Source organism: Desulfovibrio sp. SGI.102 (assembly GCF_050314315.1).
Taxonomy (GTDB): Bacteria; Desulfobacterota; Desulfovibrionia; order Desulfovibrionales; family Desulfovibrionaceae; genus Desulfovibrio.
The window spans coordinates 1-219 of the sequence record NZ_JBNPNC010000153.1 but is presented as its reverse complement, the minus strand read 5'-3'; the positions used below and the strand labels follow the sequence as shown (position 1 = coordinate 219).

1 protein-coding gene is annotated in these 219 nt (G+C 57.1%); it reads right to left on the bottom strand.

Going from position 1 to position 219, the window contains the following annotated elements:
- Window positions 1–219, bottom strand: a 219-nt coding sequence (locus tag ACQRCJ_RS12585) for a hypothetical protein (protein WP_427799963.1), incomplete at both ends; no start/stop codon positions are given.

The following is a 219-nucleotide window of genomic DNA, read 5'->3' as shown; positions in this document are numbered from 1 at the left end:
ACTTTTGCCGCTGGGCCTGCGGGGATGTCGGCGCTTGTGTTCCGTGCAACAGGATGAAATCCCCTTCTATCTTCCTCAGACAGCGCGCGATGCTCGTTTTCATTATCACATCAGCCAACCATGCTCCCCAGCCTGTAAACGAACCGGCGTCCAATGAGGCCTCGGGCAGCAGGCACGTTTTCAGGTGGACCGATGCGGATCCCGGATCTTTTTCCGGAT